Here is an 18,207-nt window from a genome sequence, read left to right as displayed (position 1 = left end):
CACTATTTCTCTGCGCAGATGTCTATCAGTACCTTAATAAAAGGGTACTCACGATGATAAAGCTGTGGCATCACGGCAGGCACATCCTGCAATTGAATACGATGGGTGATCAGCAGCGCCGGATTTAACAATCCATTGCGCATGTAGTGCAGGGTCGTTGCCCATTCCCTCCCTGGGAAGGGAGCTGAAAGTGAATTCCACGATCCCCGCACGGTGAGTTCATTACGGATGATTTTCTCAAAGCTGGTCCGGTCAAAGTTCACATCGCCATACGGGATCCCCAGCAACAGAACGGTCCCTCCTTTGCTGGCGAGATTCATCGAGCTGGCAATCCCCCGGGCATTGCCGGATGATTCAATCACCAAATCAACGCCCCTGCCCTGCGTGGTGGCCGAGAAGCGCGATAAAAAATCCCCATCGGTCACATTGAAAACCTCGTCTGCACCGGCACTGCGGGCAACGTCGAGCTTCTGATCTTCTGTATCAAGGGCATAGACCTTCCCGGCACCATAAATGCGCGCCCATTGAACCGCAAGCTGTCCAATCGTTCCACACCCCACAACGGCCACGGTGGCTCCCGCCCTGATACTGACCTGATCGAGTCCATGGACCACAACAGCAGAGGGTTCCACAAAGCTAGCGATGCCAAAATCAAGATCGTCAGGGATTCTGATAACATTGGCAGCAGGCACACGGATAAATTCCGCAAATGCGCCGGCATGATGGCCACCCAATACTTTCAGTGAAATACATTTTGAATAACGAGCACTTTGGCAGTATTCACACTCAAAACAGGGAAAACATGGACACGCCACGACCCGGTCACCGGGTTTGAGCGCTGTAACAGCCTTTCCGGCATCGGTTACCACCCCGGCGAATTCATGTCCCCAGGTCAGTCCAGGATTGTAAGAACCTATTTTACCGAACCGGGAAATATCCGAACCACAGATGCCGGCTGTTTTTATCTGAATGACGACGTCGTCATCCCGGGATACCTGCGGTATCGGCAGATCTTCATACCTGACATCCTGTGGTCCATAGAGATTCAGTACTTTCATTACGTAGTCCTCAGACGTAAATGATTATTTAAAGAAGAATACTCAGCCTGTCTGACACTCCTCACCGGCTGACAGGATTGAAACGTCCTGATAGCGATAACCATTCATTAAGCGCAGTTCTTTCCCAGGTCAGCGGCGTCACTGACACATAACCCTCAGCCACGGCCGCGACCTCACTGTATTCAGGCAGATCCGACACGCCATGTTCAACACGCAGCCAGAAGTAGTCTTCTCCGTGAGGATCAGCGGCTGGCGAGACAGTCACGCCCTTAACCTTGCCGATACCCTGTCTGGTAACCTGTATTCCCCTCACGGCATCGGGATGGAGATTGGGGAAATTCACGTTAAGACAGCATTCAGCGGGAATGCCAAGCTGGAATAATTCCTGTAAAACCGGCAGACAATGCGCTTTGGCAACGCGCCAGTCCGGTAGATCTTCCGGCCTTTTATCCTGACTGAGCGCAATCGACGGGATCCTCAATAACGTACCCGTAATGGCAGCGCCGACAGTACCGGAGAGTACCGTTTCAAAACCGATGTTCGAACCACTGTTAATGCCAGAAAGCAGAACATCGGGTGGTGAATCATGCATGAGATGCCTGACAGCGAGGGCCACACAATCAGCAGGTGTGCCATGAACCGCATACTTTCGTTGTCCTCGTTTTTCAACACGAACTGGTTCCCGCAGACTAATAGAGTTCGACACACCGCTTTTATCGGTCGCGGGGGCGACAATCCAGATTTCATCTGCAAAATGCGCGGCAATCTCTTCCAGAATCTGAATACCCGGTGCATCAATCCCGTCGTCGTTGGCCAGCAAAATTCTGCGGTATGGCTTTTCTGACATAATGGTTCTCCTTATTTCAGGCGTAAGCACTCCTGAAGCCGTGCCTCATCGTTAAATGCTGAGTCAGAAGTTAGAGGTTATTCTTTCTCGCCAAACCCGCTGGCAAAAAGTCCTTTTATTTCAATCATCGCATCCTGCTCATCACTACCGTCGCAAATAATCTCAATATTAGAATTACCTTTGACACCCGCACCTAGAACGCTCATTAATCCTTTAAGTACCACTTCTTTTCCATTATTGATAAGCGTCACAGAAGATTCGTATTTTTTGACAGCTTTAATCAATGTGGCCGCCGGGCGTGCGTGTAACCCCGTGCTATTAACAACACGTATATTCTCTCTGATCATTTTTCTATTCCGAATCGCAGGTAAATATATTTTTCGTTTCAGGATGCACGGTTCATCATCTGAATTTTGCTGAATACATCGGCTTCAACGGCGGCTTTGGCTCCAATCATCACACGCGCCAGGTTCGCCTCATTATTATTTTCCGTCCAGGCTTTTCCGACGGATGTGATAAATGCTTTACGCAAATCGCTGGCAATATTGACCTTAACGACATTGTATTTCACGAAACTACGAATAATGTCTTCATCAATCCCTGAACCACCGTGAATGACCAGCGGAACCGGACAGATTGATGCAATTTCTTTGAGCAGAGGGATATCGATGCGAGGGATGTCTTCAAGACCGTGTACGTTACCGACCGAAACCGCAAGCATGCTGCATCCCGTTTCCTGCACGAAGCGGAGCACCTGTTTGGGATCGGTTTTGCAGTCGGCTTCACTGACGTGATCATCCTCTTTCCCAAGAATCGCACCCAGTTCAGCCTCGACAGGCACCCCGAAGGATTTACAAAAATCAACAGCGGCCTTAGTGAACGCGATATTCTCTTCGAATGGTAGCTCTGCACCATCGATCATCACGGACGTAAAACCAGCGCGCACCGCCTGCTTCACATCATCTAATTCCTTACCATGGTCGAGATGCAGACTGACTGGCACATCCATGGTGGCTGCGCGTTTTTTTACAATTTCATAGATATAATCATAGCCGGATAATTTGGCATTGGTCGGGGCAATCTGAATAAAGTTCGGCAACCCCGAACGTTCAATCGCATCCAGGATAGAGATTGTGGTTTCCAGATTGGTGGTATTGAACGCGCCAGCAAGCACGCGTTTTTCTTTAATACAATCCAGCAGAATATTTCCGTTAACTAATGGCATGATATTTACCTCTCTCTTCGTTGAAGTACAGTTCCTAAATAATATTTATCCGATTTCAGCCAGACATTACCAAATTCAGCTGGCATGTCCTGCTGGAAGAATACGAGCTGTTCCATGTGTAGCACAGGCGCATCTTCATGCACCTCCAGATAATGTCCACGCTCAGAGCCGATAATCTTTGCGGCATAGCGGCTTTCTGAAAAACTTATTTTCCTGCCTGACAGTTTTTCGATGGTTGGGAAAAGATTATTCTGATTAAAATCGACAGCATCGATCCCGGGGCAGTACGCAACATTAATACGGTTCTCAATCAACATCACCTTCTCACCTTCAACGCTACGCACACGTTTGAGATAAAGAATGGGTGCACCGACGTCAATCGCCAGCTTTGAAGCCACCAACTTTGAAGCCGGTTCAATCCGGGATGTGATCATCGTGGTTTCAAAACGCAGATGCTGGCTTTCCAGTGATTCGGCAAACGAGAGCAACCCTTCACCGAGCGAATAAGAGATATTTTCGCTTTTAACAAAAGTTCCCTTCCCCTGCACCTGCACCAATAACCCTTCATTCACCAGCATAGTGACAGCTTTTTTCACCGTTCCCCGACTGACCCCCAGCATCTCCATGATTTGATTTTCCGAAGGGACGCGGTCACCTGTGGTCAGGTCCCCTTTGTAAATGTTTTCACGGATCCACTCAGACACCTGAAGATAAAGGGGGACTTCAGAGTCTTTCAAAACGGTATTCATGCGATGTTCCCTCTGTAATTAAGATCGTCTATGTACGACTATGCACAAGTATCGCCCGAACATAACCTGATTTCCCGGTATTCACAAACGATCTACTTCACAGAATCCATGCCATCCGAGCCTGACAGCACAAGACAGGTTCTGGGAATATCGTATAAATAAGTCCCGATTCTTCTCTTCTACACGTCCATTTGCATGATCACTTTCAACACGTCATTACGCGGATCGGCAGCGAATGTAATCGCCTCTGCCAGCTGTGACAGCGGCCAGGTATGCGTAATCATGTCCTCTACATTGATGCGGTTGCTGCGAATAATCTCCACCGCCTCTGGCATTTCATAAGATGAAAGCGAGTAAGTCCCGACAACGGAAATCTGATCCTTGAAGAAACGTGCTGCGTCGATACTGACCATATTGTTATGGTCAAACGGTGAGAACACGACAACGCGTCCTCCGCGCCGGAGCAAATTAATGGCCTGCGGCAGAAGCGATGAGACGCCAGCCGCGATGACGACGACGTCAACACCGAGGCCTTCCGTGATATCGCTAATCCGGGCTTCAAGATTCTCCGTCGCAGGATTAATGGCGTGGTTAATCCCCAGCTTCAGGGCAAGATTAAGCTTGAAGGGAGACAAATCGGAAACAATGACATTTGATGCACCCATCATCGCAGCAAGCTGAGCACTGAGCAGACCGATTGTCCCGGACCCCATTACCAACACACTGCATCCCGGTGTGATCGCCGCCTTTTTCAGTCCATGCAGACAGCAGCCGATGGGCTCAACCATTGCGGCTTTTTCCCAGGAGACACCTTCCGGAATTTTGTGTGTAAGATGTTTGACGTGCAATTCGGGCAGACGGATATATTCGGCAAATCCACCCGGCTCAAAATTGGTCGGCCTGAACTGCTCACATAGGGTGAAATGGCCACGATCACAATAGTGGCAGCTGAAACACGGAACATGGATAGCCGACACCACCCGATCACCAGGGCGAAAACGGGTTACACGCTTACCCACTTTCACCACTTCAGCCGCGACCTCATGACCCAGGACGACAGGACCGGTTACAGTCTGATGCTGAGCTTTGTGAATATCCGTGCCACATAATCCACAACTCTTCATCTTCACCAGAATGTCACCGTCCTCGATCTCCGGAACGGGTACGTCTTCATAACGGATGTCATTCTTGCTGTAATAAACGCTGGCTTTCATGTTTACGTCCTGCTGATCTGATTTTCGATCTGGATTTTAGTTTCGTAGAGAGGACGGTAAATATGCTCATATACATAACTGAATCCCTCTACGGATTTTTCATCAGGCTGGTAGCGTTCAAGAATATCCTCAGGCAAGCCAGTATTTTCCGGCTCAAAACCTGCGCCTCGGGCTCCCAGCAAAGCCGCTCCACGGCTTACAGCCTCGGGTATTTTACAGGCCACAATCTCGCGATTAAGGATGGTGGATTTGAGTTGCAGCCAGTAGGGATTCTGGCAGGCTGCACCAATCACCATGACGGATTTCCAGTGGCACTCCGTCAGTGCTTCATAAGTTTCCAGCAAATGTTTCAGCTCATAGCAGAGGCCGTGAAACACCGCCTTCAGAAACTCTTCGGGATCGGTCTGATCTTTAACGCCATACACCAGTCCTTTGGCATGGATGGATCGTTTCGGCGGGCCGCTGCCGCGCAGATGTGGAATCAGGAAACTGTCCGTCGGCATTTCAGCTGCCCCTTTATCCCGTAACCAGTGCGTCATGCAGTTGAAATCTGCCGGTTTCAGGTTAAACAGGTTGCAGAACCATTCGATGGCATAACCAGCCGACGGTAGTGATGCATAGAGTGTGTACGAATCAGGGAGCACATGGTGGCCGTTGGATACTTTTGCCTGAAAGTATCTTTCGTTGGCCGAGGGTTGATGCCGCACAACCAGCAATCCCTCTGTCGTGCCCGTTGAGTTCAGGATCTGATCTTCATGTGTTATCCCGACAGCAACCGCGCCCACCATATGGTCATGTCCGGCGATCGAAATTCGGGTTTTCCCGGATAAACCTGTCGCATCACTGATATCCGCCCGTAAATCACCCGTTGATTCGCCCGCGCTGACCAGCGGGCTAAATAACGTCAGCGGAATATCCAGAGCAGAACAGATTTCTTCTGACCAGTTATTTTCTTTAATATCAAAAACCAGTGTACGGGAGGCAAGCGAATATTCCGCACGTTTAACACCACTCAGGCGAAAAGCAATATATTCTGCCATGCAGAGCCAGCTGGCAGGTGTCTGATGATTAGCATGTTCCATCAGCCATAAAATTTTATTCAGACTGTAGTTGCTATGCGCTGGAATACCGGTTATCTCATACAACCTGCTTTCGCTGATACGGCTAACAACATGCTCCAGCTGCGACTGGGTGCGCGTGTCATACCATGTCATAACAGGGCCAATCACCTGATCTTCAGCATCAAGTAAAACGCCTGCTTCACCTACACTGGCAACTGAAATACTGACTATATTTTTCGGTTCTTTAACCGATTTCGAAATAATGCTTAGCCCTTCAACAATGCCAGACCATAAGGTATTAATATCAAAATCGCTGCCATATTCAGTTATTTTTTTTGGCGTAATAAAACTGTGCTTTTTAACTAACTCCAGATCTGCAATCCGGTATAAACAAAGCTTGCAGTTTGTTGTGCCTACATCAATGCCAATTGCGTACATATCTCTCCCCTCTGGAAGGGAATAACATCGTTCAACAATAAATTAGGGAAATACCACTCAGCTTTTCCCTGAAAGAATTATTCAGTTACTTATTTAGAGACCATTGTCTGCTGTGATGCATTACTTTCCTCAATTTCATCCTGCTTTAACTGCCTGGATGTCATGCGGTACAGCAGAAGACAGGTCACGAAAATAATAGGGATAAGTGCCAGGGCAATCAGGTTTCCTTCGAAGATTTTTACCATCCAGAAGCGGAACGGGTTACCGCCATCAAGAAGGCTGGAAATTTCGCTATCCGTGTTCATCGGGAAGTGAATACTCTTTGCCACTGCGGTGAGAATCGGTGCTGCTGCCGAAGCCACATACAGATTTACCGTCAATAATGGGATACCGATGATAAAGGCGCGAGCGATGTTACCGCGGCAGGCCAGTACCACCATCGAAATTGGCACCCAGATATTGGCGAGGTCACCCAGTGGAAGCAGACGGTTGCCCGGCAAAATGACCGCCAGCAATACGCCAACAGGAATCAGCAACAGTGCGGTCGAGAGCACTGACGGATGACCAACTGCAACCGCAATATCCAGACCAATATAGAGATCGTCGCGATCCGGATACTTCTTACGCAGGTATTTTTTGACAGCATCTGAAAGTGGTAACAGCCCTTCCATCAGTAATTTAACCATACGAGGCATAATCAGCATCACGGCACCAAGGCTCATTGCCAGCGTTAATACGCCCTTGAAGTCATAACGCGCCAGTAGACCGATACCTGCCCCAAGAATGACCCCCAACATCATCGGCTCACCGAAAATACCAAAGCGTTTCTGAATCGCATCGGGGTCGGCATGCAACTTACTGATGCCCGGAATTTTATCCAGAATCAGATTTCCCAGCAGACCAACAGGGAAGAAGATGGCCGATGACAATGTGGGCAGTGAAATTCCAGGTAGATTAAAATACTTCTGGATCATCGGGGCACACCAGTCCGCCAGCAACAACGTAATGATGGAGGTCACCCCAGCAATCAGCAGGCCGAACATGAAACTGCCCGTGACGTTGTACACCATTGCGCCGACCATGGAGAAATGCCAGAAGTTCCAGACGTCGATATTCACCGTGCGGGTCCACTTCATGGTCAGCATCAGTACGTTAATGCCGATGGTTAGCGGCACCACAAAAGGAGCAACTTGCGATGCCCAGGCGATCGCTGCAAGCGGCGTCCATCCCAGATCAACCACCGGCAGATTAATCCCGGTGTGTTTCACCATGTCTTTTGCCGCAGGGCCGAGGTTATCGAGCAGCAGTCCAAATACCAGGAAGATGCCGATGAAACCCATCCCAATGGTAAGTGCTGAACGCAGGGCCTTGCTGAAACCAGCCCCAAGACACAGCCCCATAATAAAGATAATGATCGGCAGCATGATGGTGGGGCCAAGCCCCAGCAAATATTGAATCCCGCCATAGAGAGTTTGAAGCATTTGCCTGTCCCCTATTATTTTTTCAGGATTGAGACGATTTTTTCGAGCAGCTCTTCTTCACCAAAACCGGTCAACAATGGCAGACCATTTAGTACTGGCGTCTCGAGGCTCGTTTTAACGGCGGAGGTCACAATAATCAGGTCAGCCATGCCATCCTGAGAACCGATGGTGCCAATATTGGACTGGATTGGCTCCACATTGATACCGTGTTCTTTACAGTGGGTAACGACTTTCTCAGTGGCAACAGCAGAAGTGGCAATACCGCTGGTACAGGCGAAGATAATTTTCTTATTCATTTCAGACTCCGTTATAGGTAATCGGGATTTCAACGCAGCAGGGACAACGTTTATCAGTCGAGATTTTTTGCTATTATCTGCATCACTTCGTCTGTGGAGGACGTCCCGAGCAGAGTATTCATCTCGCTGGTTTTCTGGAACAGGGAAATCAGCTTCATCAGAAATTCGAGATGAGCGTCCTTCTCTTTCAGGAGCAGAAAAAAGATGACATTCACTTTCATCGTCAGATCAGGATCTTCCGCCTGATTGAATTCGATTCCTTCAGGACAGGTGACGACAACCAGCCGCTCTTCACGAACATGTTCAATATCAACGTGAGGAATTGCGACACCCATGGTCTCCAGCTGCATTGCTGTCGGGTGATTCTGTTCCCGCAGGACCAGCGCCTCACGATAGCTGTCTTCAACAATTCCTTTGGCAATAAGGTGGTCAGTGATCCTGCTGAACAACGCATTACGATCCTCTGGAGCCTGCTGCAGATAGATGAGTTCGCGTTCGAGTGATGTATTCAATGGCATCTTAAACCTCTGTCCTTCCAATTTATCGAAGCGCCTGACTGTATGTGTTCAGTGTCAGGTATGGTTGTCTATGTACAACTATGTTCAACCTGTATGAACCCTACTCCTCTCGAATGGAAATGAGCAATGTACACTCGGTGAATTTGTGCTTTTGCTCACAGAAAAAATTCAAGAAGATACGGATTTAATACTCTACATTACTGCCTAACATCATGAATCAAAATAAAAAAGCCAACAAAAACTGACAAGATTTAGGCCATTTAATCACTGGTAGAAAATAAAAGGATCGCACAATTGGCTGGAGAGCTTATCTGGGATAGTTTATAGCTATCGCACCATGAATATATTCATCCGGAATAAGGAGAAGATTTTGTCAGCATTCTTTGGAAGAGGGCGAGTATATTTCCAACACAGAGATCTGAATAATCACATGTGCATGAAAAAAATTAAGACCCTTATTATCTTAAAAGGAATAAAGGCTATGCGTAAAATGTTGTGTGGCGGATAAGGCGACTGGAGAACGGCCACTGAATCATCGCTGAGAATAAATGAAACCCTATCAATGCTAGGCCAGTAAAAAATCAAATGAGATATTTAACAGAATTTCTCAATATTAATTCAGGCTTAATGATGATACGGTCAAATTCAGTTAACTCATAAGCATGTAATCTTTTATGGAGTAATCGTGCTGCTCCCTCTCCCCAGAGTTCAATATCAAGCGAAACTTTACCGGAACGACGCCCGATCAGCACAGCACAACCGGCCGCATGCAGTCCTGATCCGTAATACATCCACCACCAATTTTTGTCCTCAGACCAGATAAAAAATAGGATTGGCTGGTGAACTTCACCAGCCAATCCATGTTATTAAAGATAATATTACCCGCAGAGACTATTTAAGTCCTGGCCGATCTTCTTCGTCTGATGTAAATAACCAGCGCAATAAGTATCAGAACACCCATTACGCCACCCAGAATCAGCAAATATCCTGGAATAACTGTCACGTTGTTATCCCGTAATACCTTCACCGCCGCCGTGTCAACCTGTTCGCCCTGATTACCAAACTGATTACGTACGTAGTTTGTTAAGGTAGCGATCTGCGCATCGGTCAGATTACCCTCAAAGCCCGGCATCACGATGTGCTCTCCAGCCCCGTTCACACGATCCACGCCATGGAGGATAACCTGCACCAGGTTGTTTGGCTTGTCTGAGCCGACCACGCTGTTTTGGGACAATGACGGATAGTATTTATTTTCTCCGATACCCTGTCCTGCGGTGCCGTGGCAGCTCGCACAGTTGCCGTTAAACAACACCGCTCCAGAGGGAGAAGCATCGTCAATTGGCATACCGCGGACTTCCTGGGTGATATCACTCTGGGCATTCTGCCCAGCACCCGATCGGTTTCTGGACGAGGTTTGCTGCGCTGGCACACTTTTGATATAGGTCGCCAACGCGTTCATATCTTCAGGCGTCAGGAAACGCAGACTGTGCGAAATAACATCAGCCATACCGCCGCCTGTCGTAGCCTTGCCGGGTAGTGCACCGGTGCGGAGATACTGCATCAGATCATCGTGGCTCCAGTTGCCAATCCCCGATTCTTTATCCGATGAGATATTAAACGCTTCCCATCCGTCAACCATAGCTCCCGCGTAGGCTTTATCACTTAACCCCATCGCGAGGTTGCGTGGCGTATGACATTCCTCGCAATGGCCAAGCGCCGTGGCAACGTATTTTCCGCGGTTCCATACTGCTGACTGGCCTGGATCTTCTTCAAACGGCTTGTAGTGGAAATTGATCAGATTCCAGCCCTTGAGTGCCAGACGCTGATTGTACGGAAACCCCATTTCGTTTTCCGGCGGATTATGGTTAATCCCCTGCAACGACATAAAATACGCATACATCGCATGAATATCTGCGTCGGTCAGTTTGGAGTACGAAGTGTAAGGCATTGCCGGATACAGGTTCTGTCCGTCTGCACGAATTCCGTGTTTTAGCGCGTTGCTGAACTGCTGCTCTGTCCAGTTACCAATACCCGTCGCTTTATCCGGGGTGATATTCGAAGAGTAGATCACGCCGAAAGGTGTTTTGAACGCCAGCCCGCCAGCAAACGTCGTTCCGCCAGGCGAGGTATGGCAAACTTCACAATCGGACGCCTTACTGAGGTATTCACCCTGCTTCACTAAATCCAGTTTCGAGTTATCGGGAGCGGCTGAATCAGCAAAGCTTGCTGTACTGAACAACAATCCCGCCAGTGGAGCCAGCAGCAATGCCGTTTTAAGTGATAAGCGCATCATACGTGTTTGCACTCCTCGATCAGTTTATCCGCCAGTCTCATCGCCAAAGCAGAAAGCGTCAGCGTACAGTTGACCGTACCGGCGCTCGCCATTACTCCACTGGAGGCAACAAACAGGTTCTGGTGATCGTGGGTACGTAAATCAGCATCAACAACCGAATCATTTGCATCGTTGCCCATGATCAGCGTTCCCATAATATGGTTATTATTGAAATATTTATCATCATGCCGCACTTCTGTACCACCAAACAGACTCGCAATATGATCAAAATGCTGATGCGCAACATCGCGGGCTTTATTGATGTAATCGTTGATAAAGTAATGCACGCCCGGTTTAGGGATACCGAGCGCATCTTTCCTGTCTTCGACAGCAACAATGCGGTTATTTCGGTCCGGAAGAATATCGAAGAAGGTGTTCACCGCTACCCAACGTGATGCATAGTCACGCACCATTGCTGGCAAATCCTTGCCGGATATGCCTTTACTCAACAAATAATTGCTGACCGCGAGTGTCGGCGAGTAGTTACCAAGGTTTATCTTCATCGCCGAATATTCGGAACGGAACGCTCCGTCGCGCAGATTGTTGATACAGCTCAGACGCATTGGTCCACGCCCTGGCCACATAGGTTCTTTACTCAGGAAGTAAACGGATGTCCCCGGATGATCCATTAAGTGACGTCCCACATTATCAGTGGTATTACCGATCCCGTTGGGATACTTATCGCTTTTGGAAATCAGCATCAGCTTTGGCGTTTCGATGGCATTGGCCGCCAGCACGAAAATTTTACCGGTGACACGAAAACTTTCACCATTCGGGTCCTTATACAGTACCGAAGTGATGTTGCCCTTCTGGTCATGTTCGATTTTATACACCACTGCATCAGGAACCAGCAGTGAACCCGCACGCTCTGCTTTGCGTAATGCGGTTTCGCCGGTGTACTGCGCTTCAATCGGACAGATTGGCATACAGTTGCTGTTACCACAGCAGGCGGGACGACCATCGAACGGTAACGTATTACGCGCGGCAGGCTCCGTGATCAGGTGATAGCCATTCTGATCGACGACCTTCTTGAATGCCTTGTCGAAATCAGACAATGGCAAGGGTGGCTGCGGATAGGGTTTGCTGCGCGGTGAACCGGTATCATCAGGACCACCGACTCCCATCTCTACTTCGGATTCATAATAATAGGGTTCGAGATCATCGTAGCTAATAGGCCAGTCTCGCCCGACGCCATATAACGATTTCAGCTTCATGTCATTGGGTAGCAACCGCCATGCCTGTGCTGACCAGTGCCAGGTGGTTCCTCCTGCTACACGCAAATAGCCAGCTTTATAAGGCTCAGGACCATATTGGATGAAATAGTCGTTATCTTCTGGTGAATATTGCGGATGAGGAGCATGTTGCGTCGGCGGGTAAGGTGACTGAAAGTCGCCTTTAAATGGAGAATTTCGATAATTTTGCACGATTTTCCATCTTTCGATGCGCGGACCTGCTTCCAGCATCAGAGTATCAATACCCGCTTTTTGCAGCTTTTGGGCTATTTGAGAGCCAGCGATGCCCGAGCCAACGATGACCACCGTAGCTGAGTGAGTTGTTTTCATGAATTATTCTCTTACATGTTCTTAATGACAGGTGGCTGCGCCCAGTAATGCGGTTCACCCCTGGCGTAGGTCGGCAGTACCACAACATCAGCAATCGGTGTGTACATCAACGCATATTCATACGCGACCACCCGGGCCTCTTTGCCGGTACCAACGATCCCTAATTGCCAGGCGCGCAGGATATCGCTGAACAAGGTCTGAACGTTGTTATCAGTACCCTGGACGGCATTGTGCATCGCTGCGGAAGACATGTCGGCATTCAGAATATTATTAAGCGTTGCTAATTGATTGCTTAGTTCTTTATTGCGGTTCTGCAATAATGTGAAAATACGGTGCCCGAGTGCTTTATCCAGCGTTGGGTAGCCACAGATAATTTCAGATGCCGCCATAAATGCGGTAAAAGTCTTGTCTGAACTCCCCCCGGAATCTATCGCCCAAACAACCTGTCCGGGAAGTACACTACTGGCGGCACCAACGATGGTGGTTGATGCCAAAAGCTTGATGAATCGCCTTCTCCCATTGGGACTGACGTCTGTTGACATGCTCATGGTTCCCTATCTTGCCTCAATGTTTTAACTTGCCTTTTTGCAGCCGTTGATTATTGTAATGTTCTGCTTCAATGGATTTAAATGCTATAAATCAGAGTTAAAAACTGCAAAAACAGTTATTTAAAGAGATACTGTTTTGCCTTAATGATTACATTGCTTGATTTCCCACAATGCTGATAAGAGGATTTTTCATGCGAATTTGCCTCCTCATATTTAATGTGGGTAATATTATGATTTGATAATAAAATGTGATCCAGATAACAAAAATGTTAATTTGATAAGCAAATGCTTATGAGACAAAGATGGCTGATACATTAAAAAGATTAGAATACTTTACTTGTCTTGCCGAGATTGAACATTATGGTAAGGCAGCTGAGAAGCTAGGGATCGCGCAATCTGCGCTCAGCCAGCAAATCAGAGCATTAGAGCTGGAAGTAGGATTTCGCCTGTTTCAACCCGCAGGAAGAGGTATACGCCTCTCTGTAGCTGGTAAACATTACCATCAGAGCGTCATTGAATTACTTGAACGTCATATTCTCGCCATCGAACAGGCAAAGAAAGCCGCAACAGGAGAAATGGGTAAAGTCACTATTAGTCATGTGGGAACCGCCCTGTTAGATGCGCAATTTCTTGCTCTTCTGAAAGACTTTCGCAACCAGTACCCTTCTATCGAAATACAGCTGATTGAGCTGCCAATGCCGGAACAACTGACATTGCTCCGTAATCAAAAAGTTGATCTGGCGATCATTCGTGGGCCATATCCTTTACTGCCTGAAGGCACGCTGAATTGTACATTTTCAGCGCAAAAACTTTGTGTGGCGATGTCACCTAACCATCCTCTGGCCTGTCATCAATCTTTATCCATGAAGGATTTAGAAAACGAATCCTTTGTGAGTTATCAGGAACCGGATATTCAGGGAATTAGCGGTTCACTGATACAACTGTCTCATCAGGCAGGCTTTAAGCCGAAAATAGAATGGCGAGTTTCTGCGGTGAATAATAGTTTAGGGCTGGTTAATGCGTGGTCTGCTGTCAGTCTCGTTCCTGAAAATATTGTTCCCTATAATATTGGTAGCGTTGTTTTTCGCCCTCTCAATGATGCCGATGCCTGGACCCAGCTGATATTCGTCTGGATGCATGATCAAATCAATCCGGTGCAAAAACTATTGACGAACTTCTTTAGTCACTATTCGGCGGGCAATCCAAAACCTCAGCCCTGACCGTCGTTTGCATAGAATCAATGCATGTCGCTTTTATATTGTGACATGATGTAATTAATTTTATCTTTAAAATCATAAGCTTGAATTAATATTGAATCCACAGAAAATTAAGCCGAAAATGCTGATGTACAGATAATAAAGCCATCACTTATATTTACCAGCAGAAAGTGACATTCAGAACCGGGCAATCAGGGTGACATTATCCATGTGGATAGACATGCGCTAAATTCAGATGTCACCCTGAACTCACCATCACACCTGAAACTCAATTTCGATGGCTGTGAACAAGTTGTATTGGCTCTTCGTATTTTCCTGCGGTTTTTTCATGGTGAGGCATTGAATAGACAACATTTTGCTTCACAGCAATCTGTGCGACGAGTTCGTCAAAAGATGTTGAACTGACAATGGGTTCTTTCATGTAGTTGATGTAGACGTAGGTTTTGTGACCCTCGCCTTTAACATACAGGATTGAATCCATTTTGATCAGATACTTACTACCGCCAACTGCATCAATGTAAAGCATGAGAACAAATCCAAAGAAAGCGAAAGTTAAGATTATTCCTAATTTCGCCATCAGAAAATGATCTCGCATAATCTTTTCATTTTCTTTAAAAAAGAGACTGTTCGGCCTTTCAGATGTTCGCTTCAGGCAGCCGGCACCCGCTGCCTGAAGTGGTCGAGACAGTTATCGTATTACTGCACTTTTAAGTTCGAGCCGTTTGATCGGACCGACAATCACCACAAAGCTGAAAATGGCGATCAGCGCATGAATGGCGACGAATACCAGCGCCCATTCAAAGTGGCCTGTTGCTTTGACGATGTAACCAATAACCACCGGGGAAACAATCCCAGCGAAGTTACCACACAAGTTGAAAATGCCACCGGCAACACCGGCCATCTCTTTTGGTGCGGTATCGGACATCACTGCCCATCCCAATGCGCCAATGCCTTTACCCAGAAACGCTAAAGACATAAACAAAACAACCAGATAAATCGAGTCGACATAGTTACAGAACACCATCACCATTGACAGCAACATGCCGAGTACAATGGGTGTCTTGCGTGCAACAGAGAGTGACTTTGTTATGCGCAGAATACGGTCCGAAATAATGCCTCCCATCAGCCCACCCAGGAAACCGCAAATCGCCGGGATGGCAGCAATAAATCCGACTGTTTTGATATTCAGCCCTTTCTCCATCGCCAGATAGAGCGGAAACCATGTAATAAAAAAGAAAGTCAGAACATTAATGCAATATTGACCAAGATAAATGCCCAGCAGCATGCGGTTAGTCATTAATTGTTTTAATGCGCTTAAATCAATTCCGCTTTTTTTCTGGGTTTTGCTTTGATCCATATCCACCAATGCCCCACCCTGACGGATATAATCAATTTCTTCGCGATTAACTCGTGGGTGGTCCAGCGGATTATGTATCACTCTTGCCGCAGTAAACGTAATCACAATACCCAACACGCCCATAAAGATAAAAATCGATTGCCAACCATAATTGAGTGTCAACCATCCCATTATCGGAGCGAAGATAGCAGTCGCGAAATATTGCGCAGAATTAAAGACTGCTGCGGCAGTAGCTCGTTCTTTAGATGGGAACCAGGCAGCAACAAAACGGCTATTGCCCGGCATCACCGGTGCTTCACACAAACCGACAAGGAAGAGAAGAATGGTGAAGCAAACAACGGCACCGAGACCATGGAAAATTTCCACACAGCCTTGCAACAAAGTAAAAACTGACCACAGGCACAAACCAGCCAGGTAAATCTTTTTCGAACCAAAACGGTCAAGTAACCAGCCTCCGGGGATCTGTGCCAGACAGTATGCCCATGCAAACGCTGAGAATATCCATCCCATCTGACCGGGGTTGATACCCAGAGCAGATGTCATATCTTTACCTGCAATTGCCAGCGTTGAGCGATCCCCCACACTCACTGCTGTTATGATAAATAAAATAATAACGACATGCCATCTGACATTGGTTTTCCTGTCATGCGAAATGTCATCAATTTCATTTAATTGAGCCATGTGACACCACCTTAAACTTGTTAGAAGATCAAAAATGCAAATAATGAATGGCTCAGATCTCGCACAATCTGATTTAATTTATTATTTGTACTCCGGATAAATACCCTTCTATTTCATCTGGCAGAATGGCCTGACTTAATAATGATATCTTTTGATATGAATACGATAGGATTCCAGGGAGAACAAGACAATGTGCATTTGCATAACAAAGTGATTTATTTTCTCTGTTTTTATGTTATTTGAAGAATTTATTTGAAGTAGATCACAAAATTAAATTAATGTCTGAGATGGGTTTACGGAGGGTTATCTACTACAGCAGGCGGGTTGTTTGTGATTTGCTGCCAGATTGTTATGGATATTGGGTGAACTGCGGCACCCGATCAGAATATTAATAATTACACCCGAAGACAAGAAGAAAATATATCGATAATAATTTAATTAAGGTAATTATGTTTAGAAGGGAAGACGTTTGAAGGCCGGTAGCATAATAACTACCGGCTAATTTTTGATTTATTCTGCGCTGACTGTCTCAGCCGCCTGCTCAACGGTTTCCATAGCTTCGAACAACACTTCGGCAGTGACTTTAACCGGCATCAGGTGAATGGTCTCTTTCGGACGCAGGGTATGCGCAATCATCGCATCAATCTGAACTTTGTCTGAGATATCGATGCCCAGCTCGTGCAGGCTGGTTGGCAATTTCAACTGACGATAGAAGCCCAGCAGCATTTGCAGTTCCTGCTCGTCCTTCATCAGTGCGACCTGAACCAGAATCCCGTACGCTACTTTGATACCGTGCAGAATGCTATGCGTCTGCGGCAGTACCGTCATACCATTGTGTACCGAATGGGCTGCCGCCACGCGGGTAAAACGTTCGCCCAACCCGCCAATTAATCCGCCACCGGCAATGATCGCATCTACCACAGCAATGAATCGTTCGGTTAATGATCCATTATGCAGATCGGCCAGTACCGTTACACTGTCACTCAGCAGCAATTCCTTAAGCCCGTGCGCCATATTGAGTGCGGTGCGCGCGAGATAAGGCACCTCAGACGCCTGGAAATTACCCACCAAAACGCTGGCCTCATACCACTTGGCTAACGTATCGGCGATCCCGGCCAGCAGATAAGGTGCCGGAGCTTGCAGAATGATCTCTGGCTCGACTAAAACCAGATGGTTCGCCTGTTTGAAGATCTCATAGCCGATATTCTCCCCCTGGGGGTTATACCAGACGGAAAGCGGTGTCCAGGCTGCACAGGTTGCTGCAATAGTAGGAATCAGCACCACCGGTAATTGCATGCGGGCTGCCAGCGCTTTCGCGCTGTCCATCACCGTGCCCCCACCGACACCAATGATCACTTTACAGCGTGGTCCGGCCTGCTCAGCCAGACGGCGAATCAGCGGGTCATTACAGTGCTCACGGATACAAGCTTTACCGGCGGATTCAACAGCAAACGCCTCTGGCAACCAGGCCTGAGCGGCCTGTAACGCTTGTTCACCATACAACCACATCGCATGTTGTAAGTCAGATTCGCTATAGAAGTTGTTTAATTCACGGATCGCGCCCGGAAAGCAGTAATAATTAGCTGGTCCTGGTACTACCTGAATTTCAGTAAAAGACATTTT

18 protein-coding genes are annotated in these 18,207 nt (G+C 47.4%); 1 reads left to right on the top strand and 17 read right to left on the bottom strand.

The features are described from left to right. Positions 1–2 precede the first annotated feature (2 nt). From AC6I8X_RS24355 to AC6I8X_RS24290, 14 genes are all read right to left on the bottom strand, one after another. Complete coding sequence (locus AC6I8X_RS24355) at positions 3–1,058, bottom strand: galactitol-1-phosphate 5-dehydrogenase (protein ID WP_497841452.1); 1,056 nt, start codon at positions 1,056–1,058, stop codon at positions 3–5. Between the two features lie 61 nt (positions 1,059–1,119). After that, positions 1,120–1,905, bottom strand: a complete 786-nt coding sequence (gene surE / locus AC6I8X_RS24350; RefSeq protein WP_497841451.1) for a 5'/3'-nucleotidase SurE — start codon at positions 1,903–1,905, stop codon at positions 1,120–1,122. 77 nt (positions 1,906–1,982) lie between these two features. Then, positions 1,983–2,252 carry an HPr family phosphocarrier protein gene (locus AC6I8X_RS24345; protein ID WP_497841450.1) on the bottom strand — a complete coding sequence of 90 codons (270 nt, stop codon included), beginning with the start codon at positions 2,250–2,252 and terminating at the stop codon, positions 1,983–1,985. A gap of 38 nt (positions 2,253–2,290) precedes the next feature. After that, positions 2,291–3,130: a class II aldolase gene (locus AC6I8X_RS24340; RefSeq protein ID WP_497841449.1), complete on the bottom strand. Its 840-nt coding sequence runs from the start codon at positions 3,128–3,130 to the stop codon at positions 2,291–2,293. A 5-nt stretch (positions 3,131–3,135) separates the two neighbouring features. Continuing rightward, a complete protein-coding gene (locus tag AC6I8X_RS24335) occupies positions 3,136–3,879 on the bottom strand; it encodes a GntR family transcriptional regulator (RefSeq protein ID WP_497841448.1) in 744 nt (247 codons plus the stop codon). 179 nt (positions 3,880–4,058) lie between these two features. Then, the gene (locus AC6I8X_RS24330; RefSeq protein WP_497841447.1) at positions 4,059–5,093 is read right to left on the bottom strand and encodes a zinc-dependent dehydrogenase; all 1,035 of its coding nucleotides are present in this window, start codon (positions 5,091–5,093) and stop codon (positions 4,059–4,061) included. 2 nt (positions 5,094–5,095) lie between these two features. Then, the gene (locus AC6I8X_RS24325; RefSeq protein ID WP_497841446.1) at positions 5,096–6,592 is read right to left on the bottom strand and encodes an FGGY-family carbohydrate kinase; all 1,497 of its coding nucleotides are present in this window, start codon (positions 6,590–6,592) and stop codon (positions 5,096–5,098) included. Between the two features lie 89 nt (positions 6,593–6,681). Then, the gene (locus tag AC6I8X_RS24320; protein ID WP_497841445.1) at positions 6,682–8,073 is read right to left on the bottom strand and encodes a PTS galactitol transporter subunit IIC; all 1,392 of its coding nucleotides are present in this window, start codon (positions 8,071–8,073) and stop codon (positions 6,682–6,684) included. A 14-nt stretch (positions 8,074–8,087) separates the two neighbouring features. Continuing rightward, positions 8,088–8,369, bottom strand: coding sequence for a PTS sugar transporter subunit IIB (locus AC6I8X_RS24315; RefSeq protein ID WP_497841444.1), 282 nt, complete (start codon positions 8,367–8,369; stop codon positions 8,088–8,090). A gap of 53 nt (positions 8,370–8,422) precedes the next feature. Beyond that, the gene (locus AC6I8X_RS24310; RefSeq protein ID WP_497841443.1) at positions 8,423–8,887 is read right to left on the bottom strand and encodes a PTS sugar transporter subunit IIA; all 465 of its coding nucleotides are present in this window, start codon (positions 8,885–8,887) and stop codon (positions 8,423–8,425) included. Between the two features lie 581 nt (positions 8,888–9,468). Continuing rightward, on the bottom strand, positions 9,469–9,744 hold the full coding sequence (locus AC6I8X_RS24305; protein ID WP_497841442.1) for a hypothetical protein: 276 nt from the start codon (positions 9,742–9,744) through the stop codon (positions 9,469–9,471). A 38-nt stretch (positions 9,745–9,782) separates the two neighbouring features. After that, a complete protein-coding gene (locus AC6I8X_RS24300) occupies positions 9,783–11,180 on the bottom strand; it encodes a c-type cytochrome (RefSeq protein WP_497841441.1) in 1,398 nt (465 codons plus the stop codon). Continuing rightward, on the bottom strand, positions 11,177–12,781 hold the full coding sequence (locus AC6I8X_RS24295) for a GMC family oxidoreductase (protein ID WP_497841440.1): 1,605 nt from the start codon (positions 12,779–12,781) through the stop codon (positions 11,177–11,179). Before AC6I8X_RS24295 ends, AC6I8X_RS24300 begins: the two co-directional genes overlap by 4 nt. An 11-nt stretch (positions 12,782–12,792) precedes the next feature. After that, complete coding sequence (locus tag AC6I8X_RS24290; RefSeq protein ID WP_497841439.1) at positions 12,793–13,323, bottom strand: sugar dehydrogenase complex small subunit; 531 nt, start codon at positions 13,321–13,323, stop codon at positions 12,793–12,795. Between the two features lie 308 nt (positions 13,324–13,631). On the opposite strand from AC6I8X_RS24290, the gene AC6I8X_RS24285 reads away from it, so the two are divergent. Beyond that, positions 13,632–14,549: a LysR substrate-binding domain-containing protein gene (locus tag AC6I8X_RS24285; protein ID WP_497841438.1), complete on the top strand. Its 918-nt coding sequence runs from the start codon at positions 13,632–13,634 to the stop codon at positions 14,547–14,549. Positions 14,550–14,814: 265 nt separating this feature from the next. On the opposite strand, the gene AC6I8X_RS24280 is transcribed toward AC6I8X_RS24285, so the two are convergent. From AC6I8X_RS24280 to AC6I8X_RS24270, 3 genes are all read right to left on the bottom strand, one after another. Continuing rightward, entirely contained in the window at positions 14,815–15,141 is a 327-nt protein-coding gene (locus AC6I8X_RS24280) for a hypothetical protein (RefSeq protein ID WP_497841437.1), read from the bottom strand. A 93-nt stretch (positions 15,142–15,234) separates the two neighbouring features. Then, positions 15,235–16,584 (bottom strand): MFS transporter, encoded by a 1,350-nt coding sequence (locus AC6I8X_RS24275; RefSeq protein WP_497841436.1) that lies wholly within the window; start codon positions 16,582–16,584, stop codon positions 15,235–15,237. A 510-nt stretch (positions 16,585–17,094) separates the two neighbouring features. Beyond that, positions 17,095–18,204 carry an oxidoreductase gene (locus AC6I8X_RS24270; RefSeq protein ID WP_497841435.1) on the bottom strand — a complete coding sequence of 370 codons (1,110 nt, stop codon included), beginning with the start codon at positions 18,202–18,204 and terminating at the stop codon, positions 17,095–17,097. Positions 18,205–18,207 lie beyond the last annotated feature (3 nt).

The sequence above is a fragment of the Pantoea sp. X-Soil-TKNS-1280 genome (assembly GCF_059730475.1).
The sequence above is the reverse complement of the archived record's forward strand: the minus strand, read 5'-3'. Positions and strand labels throughout refer to the sequence as shown.

Coding starts and splice junctions, on each gene's coding strand:
- surE (WP_497841451.1), bottom strand. CDS start 1,905: ATGTCAGAAAAGCCATACCGCAGAATTTTGCTGGCCAACGACGACGGG.
- AC6I8X_RS24295 (WP_497841440.1), bottom strand. CDS start 12,781: ATGAAAACAACTCACTCAGCTACGGTGGTCATCGTTGGCTCGGGCATC.
- AC6I8X_RS24275 (WP_497841436.1), bottom strand. CDS start 16,584: ATGGCTCAATTAAATGAAATTGATGACATTTCGCATGACAGGAAAACC.
- AC6I8X_RS24310 (WP_497841443.1), bottom strand. CDS start 8,887: ATGCCATTGAATACATCACTCGAACGCGAACTCATCTATCTGCAGCAG.
- AC6I8X_RS24280 (WP_497841437.1), bottom strand. CDS start 15,141: ATGCGAGATCATTTTCTGATGGCGAAATTAGGAATAATCTTAACTTTC.
- AC6I8X_RS24335 (WP_497841448.1), bottom strand. CDS start 3,879: ATGAATACCGTTTTGAAAGACTCTGAAGTCCCCCTTTATCTTCAGGTG.
- AC6I8X_RS24290 (WP_497841439.1), bottom strand. CDS start 13,323: ATGTCAACAGACGTCAGTCCCAATGGGAGAAGGCGATTCATCAAGCTT.
- AC6I8X_RS24320 (WP_497841445.1), bottom strand. CDS start 8,073: ATGCTTCAAACTCTCTATGGCGGGATTCAATATTTGCTGGGGCTTGGC.
- AC6I8X_RS24325 (WP_497841446.1), bottom strand. CDS start 6,592: ATGTACGCAATTGGCATTGATGTAGGCACAACAAACTGCAAGCTTTGT.
- AC6I8X_RS24300 (WP_497841441.1), bottom strand. CDS start 11,180: ATGATGCGCTTATCACTTAAAACGGCATTGCTGCTGGCTCCACTGGCG.
- AC6I8X_RS24330 (WP_497841447.1), bottom strand. CDS start 5,093: ATGAAAGCCAGCGTTTATTACAGCAAGAATGACATCCGTTATGAAGAC.
- AC6I8X_RS24340 (WP_497841449.1), bottom strand. CDS start 3,130: ATGCCATTAGTTAACGGAAATATTCTGCTGGATTGTATTAAAGAAAAA.
- AC6I8X_RS24315 (WP_497841444.1), bottom strand. CDS start 8,369: ATGAATAAGAAAATTATCTTCGCCTGTACCAGCGGTATTGCCACTTCT.
- AC6I8X_RS24355 (WP_497841452.1), bottom strand. CDS start 1,058: ATGAAAGTACTGAATCTCTATGGACCACAGGATGTCAGGTATGAAGAT.
- AC6I8X_RS24270 (WP_497841435.1), bottom strand. CDS start 18,204: ATGTCTTTTACTGAAATTCAGGTAGTACCAGGACCAGCTAATTATTAC.
- AC6I8X_RS24345 (WP_497841450.1), bottom strand. CDS start 2,252: ATGATCAGAGAGAATATACGTGTTGTTAATAGCACGGGGTTACACGCA.
- AC6I8X_RS24285 (WP_497841438.1), top strand. CDS start 13,632: ATGGCTGATACATTAAAAAGATTAGAATACTTTACTTGTCTTGCCGAG.